Origin of the sequence: Amycolatopsis sp. NPDC004079 (genome assembly GCF_040610415.1) — a bacterium.
GTDB lineage: Bacteria > Actinomycetota > Actinomycetes > Mycobacteriales > Pseudonocardiaceae > Amycolatopsis > Amycolatopsis halotolerans.
On sequence record NZ_JBEXMH010000114.1, the window covers coordinates 1 to 17,533 of the forward strand.

22 protein-coding genes are annotated in these 17,533 nt (G+C 69.1%); 10 read left to right on the top strand and 12 right to left on the bottom strand.

Features of this window, described 5'->3' with window-relative positions:
* Positions 1-878: 878 nt before the first annotated feature.
* Complete coding sequence (locus ABZX37_RS47240; protein WP_354750884.1) at positions 879-1,073, bottom strand: hypothetical protein; 195 nt, start codon at positions 1,071-1,073, stop codon at positions 879-881.
* A gap of 311 nt (positions 1,074-1,384) precedes the next feature.
* On the opposite strand from ABZX37_RS47240, the gene ABZX37_RS47245 reads away from it, so the two are divergent.
* On the top strand, positions 1,385-2,323 hold the full coding sequence (locus ABZX37_RS47245) for an MCE family protein (RefSeq protein ID WP_354750903.1): 939 nt from the start codon (positions 1,385-1,387) through the stop codon (positions 2,321-2,323).
* On the opposite strand, the gene ABZX37_RS47250 is transcribed toward ABZX37_RS47245, so the two are convergent.
* Both ABZX37_RS47250 and ABZX37_RS47255 read right to left on the bottom strand, forming a co-directional pair.
* The gene (locus ABZX37_RS47250) at positions 2,313-3,182 is read right to left on the bottom strand and encodes a class I SAM-dependent methyltransferase (RefSeq protein ID WP_354750885.1); all 870 of its coding nucleotides are present in this window, start codon (positions 3,180-3,182) and stop codon (positions 2,313-2,315) included. The two genes, ABZX37_RS47245 and ABZX37_RS47250, sit on opposite strands and share 11 nt — an antisense overlap.
* A gap of 46 nt (positions 3,183-3,228) precedes the next feature.
* Positions 3,229-3,648, bottom strand: coding sequence for a PaaI family thioesterase (locus ABZX37_RS47255; protein WP_354750886.1), 420 nt, complete (start codon positions 3,646-3,648; stop codon positions 3,229-3,231).
* A gap of 83 nt (positions 3,649-3,731) precedes the next feature.
* On the opposite strand from ABZX37_RS47255, the gene ABZX37_RS47260 reads away from it, so the two are divergent.
* Positions 3,732-4,181 (top strand): MarR family transcriptional regulator, encoded by a 450-nt coding sequence (locus ABZX37_RS47260; RefSeq protein WP_354750887.1) that lies wholly within the window; start codon positions 3,732-3,734, stop codon positions 4,179-4,181.
* A 186-nt stretch (positions 4,182-4,367) separates the two neighbouring features.
* Here the strand turns inward: ABZX37_RS47260 and ABZX37_RS47265 are convergent, their stop codons facing one another.
* On the bottom strand, positions 4,368-5,282 hold the full coding sequence (locus ABZX37_RS47265) for a PAC2 family protein (protein WP_354750888.1): 915 nt from the start codon (positions 5,280-5,282) through the stop codon (positions 4,368-4,370).
* Positions 5,283-5,457: 175 nt separating this feature from the next.
* Between ABZX37_RS47265 and ABZX37_RS47270 the strand changes: the two genes are divergently transcribed.
* The 4 genes from ABZX37_RS47270 to ABZX37_RS47285 all read left to right on the top strand — a co-directional run bounded on the left by ABZX37_RS47270 (position 5,458) and on the right by ABZX37_RS47285 (position 8,834).
* Positions 5,458-5,970, top strand: coding sequence for a PH domain-containing protein (locus ABZX37_RS47270; RefSeq protein WP_354750889.1), 513 nt, complete (start codon positions 5,458-5,460; stop codon positions 5,968-5,970).
* A 74-nt stretch (positions 5,971-6,044) separates the two neighbouring features.
* A complete protein-coding gene (locus ABZX37_RS47275) occupies positions 6,045-7,496 on the top strand; it encodes a PH domain-containing protein (RefSeq protein WP_354750904.1) in 1,452 nt (483 codons plus the stop codon).
* 62 nt (positions 7,497-7,558) lie between these two features.
* Entirely contained in the window at positions 7,559-8,314 is a 756-nt protein-coding gene (locus ABZX37_RS47280; RefSeq protein ID WP_354750890.1) for an IclR family transcriptional regulator C-terminal domain-containing protein, read from the top strand.
* Between the two features lie 16 nt (positions 8,315-8,330).
* Entirely contained in the window at positions 8,331-8,834 is a 504-nt protein-coding gene (locus ABZX37_RS47285; protein WP_354750891.1) for a GNAT family N-acetyltransferase, read from the top strand.
* A 25-nt stretch (positions 8,835-8,859) separates the two neighbouring features.
* Here ABZX37_RS47285 and ABZX37_RS47290 read toward each other — a convergent pair whose 3' ends face one another.
* Positions 8,860-9,306, bottom strand: coding sequence for a MarR family transcriptional regulator (locus tag ABZX37_RS47290; RefSeq protein ID WP_354750892.1), 447 nt, complete (start codon positions 9,304-9,306; stop codon positions 8,860-8,862).
* Complete coding sequence (locus ABZX37_RS47295; RefSeq protein ID WP_354750893.1) at positions 9,303-9,605, bottom strand: transporter suffix domain-containing protein; 303 nt, start codon at positions 9,603-9,605, stop codon at positions 9,303-9,305. Before ABZX37_RS47295 ends, ABZX37_RS47290 begins: the two co-directional genes overlap by 4 nt.
* 182 nt (positions 9,606-9,787) lie before the next feature.
* Between ABZX37_RS47295 and ABZX37_RS47300 the strand changes: the two genes are divergently transcribed.
* Together ABZX37_RS47300 and ABZX37_RS47305 are read left to right on the top strand one after the other, a co-directional pair.
* Positions 9,788-9,985, top strand: a complete 198-nt coding sequence (locus ABZX37_RS47300; protein ID WP_037715481.1) for a hypothetical protein — start codon at positions 9,788-9,790, stop codon at positions 9,983-9,985.
* Between the two features lie 222 nt (positions 9,986-10,207).
* Positions 10,208-11,239 carry an esterase-like activity of phytase family protein gene (locus ABZX37_RS47305; protein WP_354750894.1) on the top strand — a complete coding sequence of 344 codons (1,032 nt, stop codon included), beginning with the start codon at positions 10,208-10,210 and terminating at the stop codon, positions 11,237-11,239.
* 57 nt (positions 11,240-11,296) lie between these two features.
* Here the strand turns inward: ABZX37_RS47305 and ABZX37_RS47310 are convergent, their stop codons facing one another.
* The 3 genes from ABZX37_RS47310 to ABZX37_RS47320 all read right to left on the bottom strand — a co-directional run bounded on the left by ABZX37_RS47310 (position 11,297) and on the right by ABZX37_RS47320 (position 14,264).
* The gene (locus tag ABZX37_RS47310; protein WP_354750895.1) at positions 11,297-12,568 is read right to left on the bottom strand and encodes an aspartate aminotransferase family protein; all 1,272 of its coding nucleotides are present in this window, start codon (positions 12,566-12,568) and stop codon (positions 11,297-11,299) included.
* A 68-nt stretch (positions 12,569-12,636) separates the two neighbouring features.
* Complete coding sequence (locus tag ABZX37_RS47315) at positions 12,637-12,921, bottom strand: hypothetical protein (RefSeq protein WP_354750896.1); 285 nt, start codon at positions 12,919-12,921, stop codon at positions 12,637-12,639.
* 14 nt (positions 12,922-12,935) lie between these two features.
* Complete coding sequence (locus tag ABZX37_RS47320; protein WP_354750897.1) at positions 12,936-14,264, bottom strand: MFS transporter; 1,329 nt, start codon at positions 14,262-14,264, stop codon at positions 12,936-12,938.
* Positions 14,265-14,511: 247 nt separating this feature from the next.
* Here ABZX37_RS47320 and ABZX37_RS47325 point away from each other — a divergent pair, with 247 nt between their 5' ends.
* Positions 14,512-15,189: a GntR family transcriptional regulator gene (locus ABZX37_RS47325; protein ID WP_354750898.1), complete on the top strand. Its 678-nt coding sequence runs from the start codon at positions 14,512-14,514 to the stop codon at positions 15,187-15,189.
* A 130-nt stretch (positions 15,190-15,319) separates the two neighbouring features.
* Here ABZX37_RS47325 and ABZX37_RS47330 read toward each other — a convergent pair whose 3' ends face one another.
* From ABZX37_RS47330 to ABZX37_RS47340, 3 genes are read right to left on the bottom strand one after another with little or no spacing between them, the layout of a single operon-like run.
* The gene (locus tag ABZX37_RS47330) at positions 15,320-15,748 is read right to left on the bottom strand and encodes an EVE domain-containing protein (RefSeq protein ID WP_354750899.1); all 429 of its coding nucleotides are present in this window, start codon (positions 15,746-15,748) and stop codon (positions 15,320-15,322) included.
* Entirely contained in the window at positions 15,745-16,596 is an 852-nt protein-coding gene (locus ABZX37_RS47335) for an NAD(P)H-binding protein (RefSeq protein WP_354750900.1), read from the bottom strand. Before ABZX37_RS47335 ends, ABZX37_RS47330 begins: the two co-directional genes overlap by 4 nt.
* A complete protein-coding gene (locus tag ABZX37_RS47340; RefSeq protein ID WP_354750901.1) occupies positions 16,589-16,957 on the bottom strand; it encodes a VOC family protein in 369 nt (122 codons plus the stop codon). Before ABZX37_RS47340 ends, ABZX37_RS47335 begins: the two co-directional genes overlap by 8 nt.
* Positions 16,958-17,020: 63 nt before the next feature.
* Between ABZX37_RS47340 and ABZX37_RS47345 the strand changes: the two genes are divergently transcribed.
* On the top strand, positions 17,021-17,473 hold the full coding sequence (locus tag ABZX37_RS47345) for a MarR family transcriptional regulator (RefSeq protein WP_354750902.1): 453 nt from the start codon (positions 17,021-17,023) through the stop codon (positions 17,471-17,473).
* The last annotated feature ends 60 nt before the right edge of the window (positions 17,474-17,533 follow it).

The window sequence follows — 17,533 nt, forward strand, 5'->3', positions numbered from 1 at the left end:
TTCTGCCGTGGGCACTCCCGATCCCGGGGCCCGCCGGGGGGGGGCGGGGCGTGAGGGGAACCCTGAGGGACTCTGATTCCCTCAGGGTTCCCCTCACGGACTTTCGCAGGCGCGCAGCCCCCTTCGCCAGGCGGTGCACCGCATCCCCCTGAACAGCACCGCCACCACGAACCCGACACACACCCGCGCTACTGAGAAAACCCCGCCGCGGGACGGTCCGGCATTACGACGCAGAATCGGCTGGGCAGGCGGAGACCGGCATCGGCCTGGCGATGGTTGGCCCGGCTCGACCGGGCTCGGCTCGGCCCGGCTTTACCGTGCTCGGCTCGGCCGGACCTGACCGTGCTCGGCCGGGCTCAACCCTGCTCGGCCAGGCTTGACGGTGACCGGCCGAACCTGACGGTGACTATTCGAACCTGGCGATGATCGGCCGGGCCCGTCCGTGATGGGCCAGTCGATCGCCCGGGCGGCCCAGCATCCCCATCAACCTTGCGAGCGTTTCTACCCCATCAAGGGGCACTTGCCGCCCGTCAGAGCCGAAACTCCTTCACCGCACACCGAACCAACGCCGCCGCCCGCCAGGTTCCGGTCCATCCGGCTGCCTCGCCGGGTTTCCCCAGCCCCCGAGGGCCGAAACTTCTCACCACATGCCAAATGGCCCGGCCGCCCCGCAGCCGAGCCGTTCAGCTCGTTATCGTTCAGCCACAGTCAGCCCGGCCCTCCCCAGGGCCAGGCTGACGCGCTGGCTGGCAAAACCCGTGACCGGTCCGCACACCAGTCGCGGCGTGTTCGTCCCCCGAACTCCTCAACGCACCTCGAAACGCCTCGGCACAAACCCCGGAACGCCTCCGGGCGCCGCGGCCAGGAACCGAAGTGCTTCAGGCGACCTCGGTCCGGCTGCCGCCGGGAGCGTGGAGCCCCAGCATGTCCAGCAGCAGGGCGCATTCCCGCGCGTCCTTGGCCCTGGACGCGACGGCCAGCGCTGCCTTGCGGCGGCGTTCCTCCTGCCGGGCCGCGTCCGTGTCGTCCACGAGGTCTGGCGCCGGGTGCAATCCGGTGGTCAGGTCTCGCATGGTGGCTCCTCCCCGATCGGCGTCGGCGCGGGTTTCCGCGCTCGCTGCACACCCCTTCAACGGCCGAGCCGCACCGGATGTTCCGATGACTCCGGTCACGTCGGCCGGTCAGGCCAGAATGGCACACAACGGGAGCGGCCGGTGCGGCATTAAAAAAGGGGGCGTGCGCAGGGCGAAAGCATCCACAGTCCTAAGTGGACACAAGGCAAAAGCGCCCATTCGGGTGGCGTGGGTGGCCTCACCCGGCTGGGCGAGCCACTATCCACGCTGTGCATCCCGACCGGCGCCCCGTGCGCACCGCTCTCGTCGGGATGACTGTGCTCGTCCTCGGCGTCCTCACCGCGCTTCGAGCACCGGATCTGCCGATCATCGGCGACGGCACCGCGTATGCCGCCGAGTTCAGCGAAGCCGCGGGGCTCGCGACCGGCAACGATGTCCGGATCGCGGGGGTGAAAATCGGCCGGGTGTCTGAGGTTTCACTCGACGGCGCGTCCGTCCGGGTGTCGTTCCGGGTGTCCGGCGCATGGCTCGGCGACCGGACATCGGCCGCGATCCGGATCAAAACGGTGCTCGGGCAGAAGTATCTCGCGCTCGACCCGGTCGGGGCCGGGTCGCTCGATCCGGACACGCCGATCCCGCGCGACCGGACCACTGTTCCGTATGACGTCCTGCCCGCGTTCCGGCAGTTGGCCACGACCGTCGACGCCATCGACACCGACCAGCTCTCGCGCAGCTTCCAGGCCATTTCCGAGACTTTCGCGCACACGCCCGCCGACGTCCGCGCGACGCTGTCCGGGCTGTCGCGGCTGTCCGACTCCCTTTCGGCCCGCGACGCGAAACTGGCTCATCTTTTAACGCAAGCACGCACGATTTCCGCCACCCTCGCCGACCGCGACGCTCAGCTGACCCGGCTTCTCACCGACGGCAACCAGCTGCTGGACGAGGTGAGCAAACGCGAGTCGGCCATTCGGGCGCTGCTCGCCGGAGCGCGTCAGCTGGGCATCGAGGTGTCGGGACTCGTCGCCGACAACGACCGCGAACTCGGCCCGGTGCTCACCCAGCTCGACCGGCTCACCGCGCTGCTCGAACGAAACCGTGCGTCACTCGCCGAAGGCATCCGGAAAATGGCCCCGCTCGTCCGGTTCGCCGCGAATCTCACCGGCAACGGCCGGTGGATCGACGGTTACCTGTGCGGCCTGATCCTTCCCGCGATCGGACCGCTCAACGAGCACGGCTGCTTCAGTCCATGAGCCCGGGACCGCCGGTGATCCGCACGGTGACCTGGTTGTCGTTGTAGGTGTAGGCCTCGTAAGTGAACTCGACGCCGGTCTTCTCGACGTGCTCGGTCCAGGCCCGGTACTCGTGCCGTTTCCAGCCGGGGAAGTTGAAGAACTCGTCGAAGTGCACGATGCTGCCGACCCGCAGCCGCGGGCCGACGTTGTCCAGCACGGTCTTCGCGGAACTGTAGAGGTCGCCGTCGACGTGCAGGAAATCGACCGGGCCAGGGTGTTTCTCCAGAAAGCCGGGCAGGCTGTCGGAGAACAGGCCGACGACCAGTTCTGCTCCCGGCACATCCGGCAGGTCGTCGCGGGCGAAGGCGCCGGCGGGCATGCCGTTGAGCCACGCCTCGGGGAGGCCGTCGAACGAATCGAAGCCGTACACCTCGGTCGCCTCGCGCGCGGCGGTGATGGTGCGCAGCGTGTTGCCGGACGCGACGCCGAACTCCAGCGCCATCCCGCCGGCGGGCGCGAGGGAAAGCGCGTACTGCAGCGTTTCCTTGGGGCTGCCGAAATGCTGCGCCCCGATCAGGCTTTCGCGCGCGAAGACGTTGCTCTCCAGCGCCGCGTCCTGGTCGCCGGCGTACACGATGTCGCGACGGCTGCGGATTTCGAACTCGACCACCCGGTCCAGCAGCCGATTCCCCTGCCGGACTACCTCGGAGCGCAGTTCCTCGCGCGTCCGCTCCAGTTCCGCGCGCAGTTCGGCGAGCTGATCGGTGTGCGGATCGTGCAGCCGGGCCGCGGCCCGGCGCAGCACCAGGCCGGCCTTCCGGCGCAGCGCAGGGCCCAAAGTCCTTGTCGTCAGCCGATCTTGGCTTTCCTGGTTCATTCCGGGACGATAGCCGACAACCGGACGCCGCCCCGAACTGCCTGGTTTACCCGGGAGTAGCCGGCCGCCGGACCACCGCGGATCCCTGCGCGGCCGCGCACAACGTCGACTTCCCCTCTCTGTCCACTGTGTACAGATCGCAACGGCAGGTGGCCCGTGAACGACTCGCTTGGACGACCGTCGCTTCCGCGCGCAGCCGCACCCCGTCGGCAGGAACGAGGTAGTCGATGGAGAAGCCGCTCGTGAGCAACTGCGCGCCGAGCACTGTTCCGGCGGCGAAGGTGAGCGCGTTGTCCGCGGCGTAGGCGAGAACGCCGCCGTGGAGGTAGCCGTTCTGCTGCCGGAGGTCGTCGCGGACGTCCAGCTCCAGCACCGCGCGGCCGTCGCCGAACTCCTCGACCCGCGCGCCGAGCAGGACGCTGAACGGTTGCGCGGCGAGTCCGGCGCGCGCGAAGCCCAAGTCCATTTCCGGTCCTCACTTCAGTAGTGAAGTACTTCAGCAGTGAAGTGAGGATGGCGGCGAGGGGAGAACGCTGTCAAGATCCCCGCATGGCCGCCGACGAACGTCTTTTCTTCCTGCTGCAGAGCGCGGCGCACCGGCTGCGCGTCGAGGGCGACCGACGTTGCCTCGCGGCGGGCGGCGTGACGACCGCGCAGCTCGGCGCGCTGCTCGCGGTGCACGATCGACCGGGGCTCACCCAGCGGGAACTGGCCGCGGAGCTGGGCCAGCGCGAATCCGCGATCACCGCGATGACCGGGCGGCTGATCGACGCCGGGCTGATCGTCCGGCAGCCGCATCCGCGGCAGCACCGGGCGTTGGTGCTGGACCTGACCGCCGAGGGAACCGCGACGCTGGCCCGGCTGCGGCCGGTGATCGAGTCGTTCAACGGAGAACTTCGCGCGCTGCTCGGGGACGCGTTCGGGCCGACCAGCGAGGCGCTGCGGCAGCTGGCGGGGTGGCCGGGTCCCGCTGTGGCTGTCCGTGCGGGGAAGCGTTAGGGGCACGTCCGGGTGCCGGGGCCGACCGCGCACCGGCTAGCTTCACCAGATGTCACCCGCCACACCCGCCCCCGCCGCCTCCCGGCAACGTGCGGGCCGCACTATGTCCGGCGTGGCGATCATGACAGCCCGGCTCTGGTGGGCCTGGCAGACGGTCCGATCCGCAGGCGTTGCCTACCTCTCGGCTCAGCGTTCGGAGCCGTCCCCGCCCTGTTCCGCGAGGAACCGCTCGAACTGCGAGCCCAGTTCGTCCGCCGTCGGCATGTGTTCCTGCGATTCGGCGAGCAGGCTGTGCCCGGACGCTTCGGTGAACGTGTCGTACTGACGCTCCAGCGCGCGCACCACGTCGGCGGATTCGTCGGATTCCGCGACCTGGCGGTCGATCTCCGCCTTGGCCACCTCGGCCGCGGTGCGCAGTTCGCCGTCGGGAAGGCGCAGGCCGGTGGCCTTGCCGACGGAGTCGAGGATCGTCAGCGCGGCGGCCGGGTAGGTCGACTGCGCCAGGTAATGCGGCACGTGCGCGGCGAAGCCCATCGCGTCGTGGCCCCATTCGCCGAAGCGGTACTCCAGCAGTGCGGCGATGCTGCCCGGGACCTGCATGCGGTTCGGCAGCGGCTGGTGCTCGCCGACCAGGTGCTCGCGGGTCGCGTGCGCGGTGACGCCGAGCGGGCGCGTGTGCGGGGCTCCCATCGGGATCCCGTGGTAGCCCACGGTCAGCCGCACGCCCCAGCGTTCCACCAGTTGCCGCACGGCGGCGGCGAACAGCTCCCATTCGCGGTCCGGCTCCGGGCCGGACAGCAGCAGGAACGGGATCCCGTCGTCGTCGTGCAGCAGGCGCACGACCAGTTCGGGGGCCTCGTATTCCTCCCAGTGGTCGACCGCGTAGACCATCGTCGGACGGCGCGACCGGTAGTCGATGAGCCGGTCGACGTCGAAGCGCGCGATGACGCGGTTCTCGACCTCGCCGGCGAGGTGGTCGGTGACCAGCTGCCCGGCCGAGCCCGCGTCCATGAAGCCCTCGAAGAAGTGCAGGAGCACGGCTCCGTCCAGGTCGGGGACGTCCGAGTCCACCTCGTACAGTTCCTCGGGATCGAGTCCCACCGGATCCTCCTGCTTCTCGCTTCCACGGGATGTACCCCAAGACAACGCGCCCCGGCCGCGAATCCATCCCACGCGCGGCGAAAATAGTAACGCCCCGCATCCATCGAGGACCCGGATCGGGGCATCGTGACACTTGTCGTGGGCATCGACGCGTCCCATCGGGCACCCTGAGCAGGTGAACACCGAGGAATCCACCACGCTGCACCTGCGGCTGCGCCCGCCCGAACACCGGGTGAGCCGCCGGGCGATCGGCCACTGGGCGGCGTCGGCCGGGGCAGGCTGGCTGATCGTGCTCGCCGTGCAGGCGGTGGTGGTCGCGACCGCGGACGACCCGCCGTCGTGGCTCACGGTGACGCTGGTGCTCTCCTGCGTGCTGGCCCCGCTGCACCTGCTGGTCATGCCGCAGTGGCGGTACCGCGTGCACCGCTGGGAAGTCACCGGCGAGGCGGTCTACACCCAGTCCGGCTGGCTGAAGCAGGAGTGGCGGATCGCGCCGATCTCGCGGATCCAGACGGTGGACGTCGAACGCGGTCCGCTGGAGCAGCTGTTCGGGCTGGCCCGGCTCACCGTCACGACCGCGTCGGCCGCCGGGCCGTTGCGCATCTCCGGGCTCGACCGCGAAGTAGCGGTCGCGCTCGCCGACGAGCTGACCCGCACCACCCAGGCCGCGCGCGGGGACGCGACGTGAACGCCACCGCGCCGTCCCCGCCGGTCGCCGCCGAGGGCACCGGCGACGCGCCCTGGCACCGTCTCGATCGCCGGATGTTGTTGATCCGCCCGGTTCTCGACCTGGTCAAGTCGCTTCCGGTACTCGTTGGCACACTGTTGCTCGGCCACGGAAATTACTGGCAGTGGATCGGTCTCGCCGCCACCGCGGTGACCATCGGCGTCGGCATTTCGCACTGCCTCACCTCGCGCTACCGCGTCACCGCGACCCAGATCGAATGGCACACCGGATTGCTGCTGCGCAAGCAACGCGCGATTCCGCGCGATCGAATCCGTACCGTAGACGTGGTTTCGGAACCGAAACATCGGCTTTTCTCGCTGTCCGCAGTACGAATCGGCACCGGACGGCACGAGCACGGAAAAGGGCCGGGCAAGGACCAGCTGGTGCTCGACGCGGTCACCCGCGCCGAAGCCCAGCGGCTGCGGACCCTGTTGCTGCACCGGAAACCGGCCGAATCCGAGGCGCCGCAACCGCCGGAGTCGCTCGTCGCCGAGGTCGACAAGCGCTGGGTGCGGTTCGCGCCGTTCACGCTGTCCGGGCTCGCCGTGGTCGCGGCGATTCTCGGCACCGTCTACCACTTCGCGCACGAACTGCACTTCGATCCGACGAGTTTCGGGCCGGTCCGCGACCTCACCGCCCGCGCGCTCGAACAACCGGTGTGGCTCACCGTCGTGCTGGCGGCGGCCGGGCTGTTCCTGCTTGTGTCGGTGCTGTCGGTCGGCGGGTACGTGTTGTCGTTCTGGAACTTCCGGCTCACTCGCGAGCCGGGCGGCACGCTGCACATCCGGCGCGGGCTGGTCACGACGCGGTCGGTGTCGATCGAGGAAGACCGGCTGCGCGGCGTCGAGATCAAGGAACCGTTGCCGCTGCGGATGGTCGGCGGCGCGAAGTGCGTCGCGGTCGCGGCCGGACTGCGCGAGGGCAAGGGCGCGGACCGCGGCGGCGGCCTGCTGCTGCCGCCCGCTCCGGCCGCGAAGGCCCGGGAGATCGCCAGCGAGGTGCTCGGCGAGGACTTCGCGAATGTCCCCCTCGCGCGGCATTCCCGGCGCGCGCTGACTCGCCGGATCACCCGCGCTGTCTTCTCCGTGCTGGCGCTGTCGGCCGCGCTGTTCGCGCTGGCCCGGCTCGATGTGCTGCCGGAATGGCCGTGGCAGGCAGCGCTCGTGCTGCTGCCGTTCGCCGTCCTGGTCGGCTTCGACCGGTACCGCTCGCTCGGCCACGCGATCACCGGCCGGTATCTGGTGACCCGTTCCGGGTCGCTGTCCAGGGCGACGGTCGCGGTCCGGCGTGACCGGCTCACCGGGATCGTCGTGCACCAGTCGCTGTTCCAGCGGCGGGCCGGGCTCGTGACCGTCACCGCGCCGATCGCCGCCGGACGCGGGCATTACCGCGTGCTGGACGTCGAGCAGGGCGCCGGGCTCGCGCTCGCCGACACCGCCGTGCCCGGATTGCTGACACCGTTTCTCGCGGTGCCGGACAAACCGTGACCTGTGGTAATTTACCGACGCGTTCGTGACTGAATTCGGTTATCTCACGAAGAGGTTTCAGGATGTCGGAACCCGGACTCCGTCGGACGGCCGGTGCCAACAGTTCCCGGAAAGTGCTCCAGCTGCTGCTGTCGTTCACCGAACAGCGCTGGGAGGCCAGCGTGGCGGAACTCGCCAGCGTGATCGGCAGCCCGGTCGCGACCACCTACCGCTACGTGCAGCTGCTGAAGGAACTGCAGCTGCTCGAAGAGGCGCGGTCCGGGCGCTACCACGTCACCAGCCGCGTGATGCCGCTCGCGCGCGCCGCCCGGCTCGCGAACGACCTGGCGCGGATCGCGCGGCCGACGATGGAGGAGGCCGCGCGCGAACTCGGCGAGACGATCCTGCTGTTCCAGCACTTCGGCGATTTCGCGGTGTGCAGCGACCGGGTGGAATGCGACCGCGCGATGCGGTTCACGTTCCAGCCGGGGCATTCCATCCCGCTCGGCGTCGGCGCGACCGGGAAGATGCTGCTCGCCCTGCTGCCGGACGGAGAACGCGAACGCCAGGCCGCCCGGATCGCCGACGAACGCGGCACCGAGGTGCGCGACGCCCTCAAGCACGCGCTGGCCAACCGTTACGCGCAGAGCTGGGGCGAGATCGAGGACGGCGTGTGGGCGTGCTCGGTGCCGGTCGACGCGGACCGGCTCCGGCCGAGCGTGCTGAGCCTCGTCGGACCGGCCACGCGCGTCGGCGACACGGAGCGCGAACGGGCGATCACGGCGTTGCGCGGCTACGCCGAGCAGATCGGAAAGGCGATTTCCGAATACTCGGTGTAGCCGTAAAATCGGGCCGGTGATCCGTCTCGCCGCTCCCGCCGACCTTTCCGCGCTGCCCGACCTCGAACGTGCCGCCGGAGAACCGTTCCGGGCCGTCGGCATGGCCGAGATCGCCGACGACGCACCGCCTTCGGTCGAGGACCTCGCGGTGTTCCAGTCGGCGGGCCGGTGCTGGGTCTGGGACGACGACGGGACGATCGCGGCGTACGTGCTCGCCGAGGAGGTCGACGGTTTCGGCCACGTGGAACAGGTTTCGCTGCTGCCGAGCCACGCGCGCCGCGGCTTGGGACGGGCGCTGATCGAGACCGTCGGCGCGTGGGCAGCGGAGCGCGGGCTGGCCGGGCTGACGCTGACGACGTTCGCGGACGTGCCGTGGAACGCGCCCTACTACGAGCGGCTCGGGTTCCGCGTGCTGGCGGACGAGGAGCAGGGCCCGGCGCTGCGGGAGATCCGGCGGACGGAGATCGCGCGGGGGCTGGACCGGTGGCCTCGGGTGGCGATGGTGCGGCCTTCCTTGTAGCACAAGCGGTCTTGGCCGTCCCGGCCTAGTTTTCGAAGGCCCGCTTCAGTTTCTCCAGCGAGGCCGCGATCTGTTCCATCTCCGCGGGGGTGAGATTCGCGGCGTAGGAGTCCTCGAGGTAGCGGTCGTAGTGCTCCATGGCCCGCTGGTAGGCGACGCCGTGGTCGCGGAGCCGGAACACCTGCACTCGCCCGTCGGCGGGGCTTTTCTCCCGGGAGAGGTAGCCGTCCTGCTCCAGGCGGGCCAGGTGCTGGCTGATCGCGCCCTTCGATACGCCGACTTTCTCGGCCAGCTGCTTCGGCGTCACGTCCGGGTCGCGGATGATCAGCCCGAGGATGAGGTGCTGCTGATTGGTCAACTCGAACTCGTCGTAGCGGGGGCCTTTCCGTTCGACGGCGGCCCACATGTCCACGATCAGCTGGTTGATCCGGTCCGCCAGCGCCCGGGTTTCCTCGTCTGCCACGAGGGTCATTGTCCCGGAACGCTCTCCTTCCCCCGCGAACGGCCGCGCTTTTTGAGGCCCAGCAGCGCCTTCACCTTGCGGACGACCTCCTTGCCGACGCCCGCGGTCCCGACGAGCCCGCAGGCTTCCGCGACCACGATGGTGGCGCCGACGAAGGCGGCCTTGCTTCCGCCGTCCAGCGGCAGGAAGAGGGTGACCGCGATGCTCAGGTAGAGCAGGCCGCACAGCACCAGGAAGGCGACTCCGATCTTGAACCTGAGCGGTTTCTTAGGCTTGGACTGGGCCGGAAGGTTCGAGGTCTGCGTCATGCAACTAGTTTAGATATCTAAACTAGTTTCGGCAAGCCCAACCGGGGTCGCTCGGGAGGGGGACCTGGATTGCCCCGCGAATCGAACACGTGTTCTACTGATCGGGCCGGCCCCGGAGGGGGAAGCTCCGCGGGCCGGCACCCAGGCAGAACCCGTCCCCTCGATCGATCCCAGGAGGCAGTGTGGCGGTCAAGATCACCCACCTCGCCAGTGGTCAGCAGGTCCGCTTCGCGAACGCGGACGGCGCTCGCCGCTATGCCGAAATCATGGGCGGCGGCGTCGACAAATGGCGCTTCACGATCGTTCCCGGGGACAGCGGGGCTCCCGGCATGCCGGCGGCGGTCGTCAACGTGCCGGTGTGGCGGACCGTCGCGCGGTGACCGGTTCCCGTTGCCGCCCGCGGTGATCGGCCCGGCGCATGACCGCCGTGCCGATCACCGGGACAACGTCACCTGCTGTTTGTTGCCTACTGGCCACGCCTTGTGCTCCACTGTCGATCACCCACTGCTGTAAGTCCCGCGACGCGGGACCGCCGCTTGTCAGCAGCGACCACCTCGGCACGGCCCTGCACCCGTGCCAAGACGGACAGAAGGAGCGGCTCCTTGCTTGCGCACCAGCGTGGAACACATCGGCGTGGAAAAATCCGGGTCACCGTCGCGTTGTCGGTCCTCGCGCTCGCGGTCGGGGCCGGTGCGGCCCACGCGGCGCCGGCGGCCACCCCGAAAGCCACGGCGTGGCCCGGCGGGTCGAAAGTGGCCATCGCCGACGACTCCGGGGTTTTCGGCAGCAACCTCAGCGGCGTGTCGTACGAATCGCCCACCGTGCTGTGGGCGGTGAAGAACGGCCCGAGCACCCTGTACCGGCTCGTCCAGGACGGCGGCAAGTGGCGGCCCGACACCGCCAACGGCTGGGCCAAGGGCAAGTCCACGCACTACTCCGACGGCAGCGGCGACCCGGATGCCGAAGGCGTCGTCTTCACCCCGGACGGCGTCTTCACCTCGACTGAGCGAGACAACGACAACGGCGACACGAGCAAGCCCGCCGTGCTCCGGTACGCGACCTCCGGGTCGGGCAAGTCGCTGAACGCGACCGGGGAGTGGGACCTCACCTCGGACCTGCCGTCGGTCGAGCCGAACAAGGGTCTCGAGGCCATCGCCTGGGTGCCCGACTCGGCGCTCACCGCGCACAAATTCCGGGACGAGCACACGAAAGCCGCCTACGACCCGGCGAGCTACCCGAACCACGGGACCGGCCTGTACTTCGTCGGGCTCGAGGCCAACGGGAAGGTCTACGCGTACGCGCTCGACCAGTCCGGCACCAAGTACACCCGCGTCGCCACTATCGACAGCGGCTTCCCGGCGGTGATGGACCTCGAGTACGAAGCGTCGACCGGCCACCTGTGGGCCGAATGCGACAACACGTGCAAGGGCCGCACCAGCACGCTCGACGTCAACGCCAAGGGCGCGTTCGCGGTCACCGCGCAGTACGACCGCCCGTCCGGGATGTCGAACTACAACAACGAGGGTTTCGCGATCTCGCCGACCTGCGCGAACGGGAGCAAGCAGGTCGTGTGGTCCGACGACGACAACGACGACAACCACGCGCTGCGCACCGGAACGCTCGCCTGTAAGTAGTCCTATGTAGACAGATAACTGCGGCGGCACCGCGAATTCGGTGCCGCCGCAGTGTCGTCAGTTCTTCAGCAACCGGTCCAGCGCCCGCGGAACAGCCGCCGCCAGCAGGTCCAGCTCCGCCTCCTCGGCGACCAGCGGCGGCGACACCGCCATCCCCTTGCCGAGCGAGCGCACGATCACGCCCTCCTCGAGCAGGAACTTGTGCAACCGGCCGGGCGCGCCCGGGTCCGCGGACAGCAGGTCCGGCGCGAGTTCCACCGCGGCCAGGAATCCCAGTCCGGCCCGGACTTCCGCCACCGCCGGGTGGCCGACCGCGCCGGAAAGCGCGTCCGCGAGCGGCTTCTCCAGTGCCTTGCCGCGCGGGATGATGTCGTCGCGCTCGTAGATGTCCAGCGTCGCGTTGGCCGCCGCGCAAGCGACCGGGTGTCCGGCATAAGTCGCGCCGTGGCGAAGGATCGGAGCGCCCGGACGTCCGGTGAAGAACGGCTCCGCCACGTGCGGCGCGACCAGCAGGACGCCCAGCGGGATCGTCCCGCTCGTCACGCCCTTCGCCGTCGTCACCAGGTCCGGCTGGACCGACCAGCGGTCGATGCCGTACCAGGTGCCGAGCCTTCCCCAAGCGCAGATCACACAGTCCGCGACGAACAGCACCTCGTGCTTGCGGCAGATCGCCGCCACTTCCTCGATGTACCCGTCCGGCGGCAGCAGCACGCCGCCCGCGCCGATGACCGGTTCGCAGAAGAACGCGGCCACTCGCTCGGGCCCCACGCGGAGGATTTCCTCCTCCAGCGCCGCCGCGTTGTCATACGGCACCTGCGAGAAATCGGCGGCCGGCGGACCCCAGCCTTCCGCGTTCACCGGGATCCCGGCCGCGGCGGTGCCGAATCCGTGCGTGCCGTGGTAGCCCTGGGTCCGGCTGATGACGTGGGTCTTGTCCGGGCGTCCGGTGTGGACGAAGTAGGTCCGCGCGATCTTCACCGCGGTGTCCACCATGTCGCCGCCGCCCGAGCCGAGGAACACCTTCGACCCCGGCACCGGCGCCAGCTCGGACAGCCGCGACGCCAGCTTCAAAGCCGGTTCGTTCGCGACGCCGCCGAACAGGTTGTACGCGTCGAGCTTCTCCAGCTGCTCGGTGACCGCACGCGTGATTTCGGGACGGCCGTGGCCGAGGTTCGAGTACCACAGCGACGCGGAGGCGTCGAAGTAACGACGGCCCGCGTCGTCCCAGACATAAGACCCCTCGCCGCGGGTCACCACGAACCGGTTCCCGTCGACCGCGCCCATGTCCGCGAACGGGTGCCACAGCGGGTTCGGCTGCTGGTCCGGCATTGCTCCTCCTCGGGTCGGCTCAACCGGCCGGCGCCGCGGGGAGCGGCGACCGGCCGCCGCCGCCCTTTCTACCCGCCCGGCCGGGGATCGGCGAACCGCGACCCCTCGACGCGCGCCATCGCGGAACTCCGCCGTCCGGCGTCCCGATGGCTCCGATGGCGCTGTCCCCGGCCGGGCAGACTAGAGGCGGGCCGCCGCGCCGGGCGGCGGCACGCCAGCTCGCCCTTGTACAGCTCGGCGGCGCGGACCAGATCGGCGTAAGCCTCGACGTGGATCCGGTTGATCGCGTCGTGCGCGTCCCTGGCGGCCGCGTCGAGCCACGCGCAGTAGTCGCTTCGGGTCTGGGTCCGCATCGCGCTCCCCCTGCTCAGACGTTTTCGACGGTAGTGGCCTGTGCGTTCGCGGGCGCGGAACTCAGTGACACGCCCTTCCGATCCTTGATGAAGAAGCTGGTGACCAGGCCGATCACGGTCATCACGGCGAGGTAGCCGCCGACCGCGTAGACCGTTCCCGTGCTGGTCTGCAGCGATTCGGCGATGGTCGGCGCGAACGCCCCGCCGAGCACCGCGCCGATCGCGTACGAGATCGCCGCGCCGCTGTAGCGGACCGTCGTCGGGTACATCTCCGAGTACAGCGCCGATTGCGGGCCGTAAGTGAACCCGAGCCCGACCGAGAACAGGAACAGCGCCACCAGAAGCAGTCCGACGTTGGCCGTGTTGATCAGGGCGAAGAACGGGAACATCCACACCAGCTGGATGACGAACCCGATCTGATACGTGCGGACGCGGCCGATCCGGTCCGCGAGCCAGCCGCCGATCAGCGTGCTCACCAGCCAGGCGACCGCGGACAGCATCACCGCGATCAGCACGGTCGAACGGCCGAGGTGCAGTGTCTTCGTCGCGTACGACTGCACGTATCCGCCGGTGGTCATGTACCCGACGGCGTTGTTGGCCGCGAACAGCAGCGCACCCCCGACGACCAGCTTCCAGTGGTGCCGGAACAACTGCACCAGCGGCATGCTCGACCGCGCCTTCTTCTCGCGGACCTCCTCGAACACCGGGCTTTCCGCGACCCGCGACCGGATCATCAGTCCGGCGACGATCAGCACCACGCTCAGCAGGAACGGGATCCGCCAGCCCCACGCCAGGAACTGCTCCGGCGACGTCAGCGCGGTGACCAGCGCGAGGACGCCGTTGGCCAGCAGCAGCCCGATCGGCACGCCGATCTGCGGGAACGCGCCGTACAGCCCGCGCCGGTCGGCGGGCGCGTGCTCCACCGCGAGCAGGGCCGCGCCGCCCCATTCGCCGCCTGCCGACAGCCCCTGCACGATGCGCAGCAGCACCAGGATGATCGGCGCCCACACGCCGATCGACGCGGTGTTCGGCACCAGGCCGATCAGCACCGTCGAGATCCCCATCAGCAGCAGGGTGAGGATCAGCATCGCGCGCCTGCCGAGGCGGTCGCCGAGATGTCCGGCGATGATCGCGCCGACCGGGCGGAAGAAGAAGCTGATGCCGACCGTCGCGAAGGACACGATCAGCGCGTCCTTGCCGAGCACCGCGAAATACTGCGTCGCGAAGACCAGTCCGGCGCAGATCGCGTAGATGAAGAAGTCGAACCATTCGATTGTCGTGCCGACCATGGCCGCCAAGACGACGCGACGGTGCTCTCTGCTGATCCCGGTCGTGCGCGGCATCGCGCCTCCCCTGCTGACGGTGCTTCAGGCCGCGGCAGATCGTATATAATCAGTCGCCGCCCCGACAAGGCTCAATGAGGTAACTGAACAGGCTTTTTGCCCGGATGGCCCAGCCGCGGCCGCAGAAGCACTTCTCTCGCTCGGCGCATCGTCTGCATTGAATGTATATTATTTAGCGCGGCGAACGGACCGGTTACCGTGGCCTGGACACCCCGCCCCGGCGGGCTGTGAAGGGGAGGCGACAGGGATGTCCACAACACGCGAGGCGGCCGGCGGGCTCAGCAAGAGCCAGCACACGTACCAGGTTCTCAAGTCCCGCATCACCGCGGGCGCGTACCCGGCGGGCCACCGGCTGGTCCTCGGTTCACTGGCCAAGGAATTCGACGTGAGCACGGTCCCGGTGCGGGAAGCGGTGCGGCTGCTGCAGGCCGAGGGGCTGGTGCACTTCGAGCGCAACGTCGGCGCGACCGTCGCGGCGATCGACCCGGTCGGCTACGAGCACACGATGCAGATGCTCTCGATCGTGGAAAGCGCGGCCACCGCGCTCGCCGCGCCGCATCTGACCGCCGACGACCTCGCCGAGGCGGGCGAGCTCAACGACCGGATGCGCGCCGGTCTCGACCAGCTCGAACCGGTCGAGTTCACCCGGCTCAACCACGAGTTCCACGAGATCCTCTACACGCGCTGCCCCAATCCGAGCCTGGTCGACCTGGTCAAGAAGGGCTGGTCCCAGCTCGCCAGGATCCGCGATTCGACGTTCTCGTTCGTCCCCGCCCGCGCGCTCGCCTCGGTCGCCGAACACGACCAGCTGCTCGATCTCATCCGCTCCGGTTCCGGCGCCGAATGGATCGAGCACTGCGCGCGGGCGCACCGGTCAGCGACGCTGGACGCGTTCCTCAGCTGGGAAGCGGACTCGCACAGCTGACTCGCTCAGCGAAGGTCCGTGAAGGGCTCCTCGAAGGAATCTAATTCCCTCAAGGAGCCCTTCACGGACATCTGCGGGGGCAGAGAGCCACGCTTGCCAGGCCTTGTCAGTGCGGCCTTGGGGCGGTGCGTCACGCGGTCATGCGCGCGAGGATCGTCGCGAAATCCTGCTGTGGAATGGAAAACAAGCCACGGCGGAACGGCAATCCCCAATGCGTGGGGTCGGTGACGAACGACAACTGGTCGACCAGCGGCTTCGCGTCCACGCGCTGGCAAGCATGGAAGGAAGCCGCGAGCCGCCACGGCTGGAAATCGTCGCTTACGTAAGCCTGGTAAGGCTTTTCGCCGGTGATCGTGGCCCACGCGGTGAACTGGCGGACGGGTTTGCCGCCCTGCAAGCTCGTACGCGGCGAGTAGAAAATCATCTCGTCGCCCGGGCTCGGCTGGCGAAGGCGTTTGCCCGCACCGTGATCCGCTTGCGTGAAGCCGCCCTCGGCGGCCGCTTCGACGTGGTCGAGCGTGACCGTGTTGATCCAGAATCGCTGGCCGGAAGGGGTCACTTCGCGGTCAGCCCTTCGACGAGGCCGGTCGTCGGCCTGCCGAGGAGCCGGGAAAGATCGTCGCCGACCCGCGCGAAAACCCCGGCAGCGATGGTCTCGTCCAGACTGACCAGGAAGCTGGCCAGGTCGTCGTCCATTCCCGTCTTGCGGAGCATTGCCCGCAATTCTTCGGGGGCGACCGGTCGGTAAACGACCTCTCGCTCCAGCACGACGGACATCGCTTCGGCAATGTCGGCGTAGGTGAAGTCCGTGTCGCCGGAGAGGTTGTAGGTGACATTGTCGTGGCCATCAGTGGTGACCACGACGGCCAATGCCTCGGCCAGGTCCTTCCGGCTGGCTGCCGCGACGACGGCGTCACCGGTCGCCGCGGCGAGGACGCCGGTGAAGCGAGGACCGGCCAGCGACTGGACATAGTTCTCGAGGTACCAGGTGTTCCGCAGAATCGTGTACGTCAGGCCAGAAGCGATGAGCGCATTCTCGGTCGCGCGATGGTCCGCGTTGATCTCGAAGCGCTCGTCGTCGGCGCGGACTCCGCTCGTGTAGTAGACGTGCCGGGCGTTCTTCGCGGCTTCGATGACCGACTTGTGCTGGGCAAGGCGATTCTCGTCGCGTCCCGAGATCAGCACGATGTCCGAGTGCCGAGCCACCAGTTCCGCGACAGCGGCCGAATCCGACAGATTCACCGCCGCGGCGTGGAACCCGGCGGAAGCGAGTTCCTCAAGGCGCACCGGGTTCCGTCCGGCCGCGGTGATCGTTTCGGGACTCACGCCCCGCGAGACCAGCGCGTCCAGGACGTGCTGGCCGAGTGCTCCGGTAGCCCCGAAAACCAGGGTGCTCGCGTCAGCCACGGTCGTGGAGGGTGACGTGGTAGCCGTCGGGGTCGGCGAAGGTGAACGTCCGGCCGAAGGGGCCGTCGATCGGCGCGGAGACGATCGGGTGCCCGTCGGCGACCAGAGCGTCGTGAATGGCCTGGACGTCGGTGGCGAGCAGCCAGATCGCGGCGCCGATGCCGGGACGCGCGACGGAGGCGAGATCGGTGCCGGGAACGACGTCGCGGAGGGCGAACGCGATCGGCTTCGTCTCGAAGACGACGGCGTGCGGAGGACCGGCGGGCGAGCGGACGAGGCCGAGGTAGCGCTCGTAGAAAGCCTGTGAAACGTCCAGGTCGCGTGCCTGGAGCGAGATGAAGTCGGGGCCGATGGCGGGCAAGGTGCTGCTCCTTTTCTTCGTGTCAGGTTCCTGACATGACCAACTCTATGTCAGAATCCTGACATGAGTCAAGCCGACGGAGTCGACCTGGACAAGTCACTGGGCTACCTGCTGAAAGAGACCTCGAGCGCGCTGCGGTCGGCGATGGAGGAGGTGCTGCGCCCGCTCGGGATGACGGTGACGCACTACTCCTGCCTCGAGCTGCTGTCGCAACGACCGGGCCTGTCGAACTCCGACCTCGCGCGGGGCACGTTCGTGACCCGGCAGTCGATGAACGTGCTGCTCCAAGCCCTGGAGCGAGACGGCTACGTGACCAGGCCCGCGGAGGCGCCCGTCGGAAAGGCTCTTCCCGCCCGGCTCACGCCGCGCGGACGGCGGAGCCTGGAGAAGGCGAGCGCCGCGGTCCGGTCCGTCGAGGTCAGGATGCTGGACGGGCTGACCGAGACCGAACAGTCGGACGCGTTCCGGATCCTGCGGAGCATGGTCGACTCACTGCGGCGCGGTGGACGTCCGTGAGGGGAACCCTGAGGGAATCAGAGTCACCAAAGGTTAGCCGCACCGAGCGTAAGGGGGGCA

Excerpts from the sequence above, each read along its gene's own strand:
- ABZX37_RS47345 (WP_354750902.1), top strand. The coding sequence starts at position 17,021 with ATGAGTCAAGCCGACGGAGTCGACCTGGACAAGTCACTGGGCTACCTG.
- ABZX37_RS47325 (WP_354750898.1), top strand. The coding sequence starts at position 14,512 with ATGTCCACAACACGCGAGGCGGCCGGCGGGCTCAGCAAGAGCCAGCAC.
- ABZX37_RS47315 (WP_354750896.1), bottom strand. The coding sequence starts at position 12,921 with ATGCGGACCCAGACCCGAAGCGACTACTGCGCGTGGCTCGACGCGGCC.
- ABZX37_RS47275 (WP_354750904.1), top strand. The coding sequence starts at position 6,045 with ATGTTGTTGATCCGCCCGGTTCTCGACCTGGTCAAGTCGCTTCCGGTA.
- ABZX37_RS47320 (WP_354750897.1), bottom strand. The coding sequence starts at position 14,264 with ATGCCGCGCACGACCGGGATCAGCAGAGAGCACCGTCGCGTCGTCTTG.
- ABZX37_RS47245 (WP_354750903.1), top strand. The coding sequence starts at position 1,385 with ATGACTGTGCTCGTCCTCGGCGTCCTCACCGCGCTTCGAGCACCGGAT.
- ABZX37_RS47240 (WP_354750884.1), bottom strand. The coding sequence starts at position 1,073 with ATGCGAGACCTGACCACCGGATTGCACCCGGCGCCAGACCTCGTGGAC.
- ABZX37_RS47295 (WP_354750893.1), bottom strand. The coding sequence starts at position 9,605 with ATGACGCAGACCTCGAACCTTCCGGCCCAGTCCAAGCCTAAGAAACCG.
- ABZX37_RS47280 (WP_354750890.1), top strand. The coding sequence starts at position 7,559 with ATGTCGGAACCCGGACTCCGTCGGACGGCCGGTGCCAACAGTTCCCGG.
- ABZX37_RS47310 (WP_354750895.1), bottom strand. The coding sequence starts at position 12,568 with ATGCCGGACCAGCAGCCGAACCCGCTGTGGCACCCGTTCGCGGACATG.
- ABZX37_RS47260 (WP_354750887.1), top strand. The coding sequence starts at position 3,732 with ATGGCCGCCGACGAACGTCTTTTCTTCCTGCTGCAGAGCGCGGCGCAC.
- ABZX37_RS47250 (WP_354750885.1), bottom strand. The coding sequence starts at position 3,182 with ATGAACCAGGAAAGCCAAGATCGGCTGACGACAAGGACTTTGGGCCCT.
- ABZX37_RS47255 (WP_354750886.1), bottom strand. The coding sequence starts at position 3,648 with ATGGACTTGGGCTTCGCGCGCGCCGGACTCGCCGCGCAACCGTTCAGC.
- ABZX37_RS47290 (WP_354750892.1), bottom strand. The coding sequence starts at position 9,306 with ATGACCCTCGTGGCAGACGAGGAAACCCGGGCGCTGGCGGACCGGATC.